Origin of the sequence: Clostridium yunnanense (genome assembly GCF_016595795.1) — a bacterium.
In the GTDB taxonomy this organism is placed as follows: Bacteria; Bacillota; Clostridia; order Clostridiales; family Clostridiaceae; genus Clostridium_AR; species Clostridium_AR yunnanense.
Genome location: NZ_JAENHN010000003.1, coordinates 1 through 718 on the forward strand (window position 1 = coordinate 1; position 718 = coordinate 718).

The 718-nt window shown below is 51.8% G+C and carries 1 rRNA gene; it reads left to right on the forward strand.

Annotation, left to right across the window (positions count from 1 at the left end):
- A 23S ribosomal RNA gene (locus JHL18_RS00965) occupies positions 1-718 on the forward strand; the annotation flags it as partial.

Here is a 718-nt window from a genome sequence, read left to right on the forward strand (position 1 = left end):
AGCTGAGGTGTGATGGGGAAGGCCTTTTAGGCTGAAGTACTTGATTCTACGCTGCCAAGAAAAGCTTCTAGGGAGAAATGTAGTGCCCGTACCGCAAACCGACACAGGTAGGTGAGGAGAGAATCCTAAGGCCGGCGGAAGAATTACAGTTAAGGAACTCGGCAAATTGACCCCGTAACTTCGGGAGAAGGGGTGCCTACGAGAGTAGGTCGCAGAGAATAGGCCCAAGCAACTGTTTAGCAAAAACACAGGTCTCTGCTAAAGCGAAAGCTGATGTATAGGGGCTGACGCCTGCCCGGTGCTGGAAGGTTAAGGGGAATCGTTAGCGGTAACGCGAAGCGGTGAACTTAAGCCCCAGTAAACGGCGGCCGTAACTATAACGGTCCTAAGGTAGCGAAATTCCTTGTCAGGTAAGTTCTGACCCGCACGAATGGCGTAATGACTTGGGCACTGTCTCAACTGTAAATCCGGCGAAGTTGTAGTGCAAGTGAAGATGCTTGCTACCCGCGATTGGACGGAAAGACCCCGTAGAGCTTTACTGTAGCTTAGCATTGAGTTTCGGTATTGTCTGTACAGGATAGGTGGGAGACTTGGAAGCATTCTCGTTAGGGGATGTGGAGTCGTCCTTGGGATACCACCCTGACAGTACTGGGATTCTAACCGGGCACCATGAAGCTGGTGACGGGACATTGTTAGGTGGGCAGTTTGACTGGGGCGG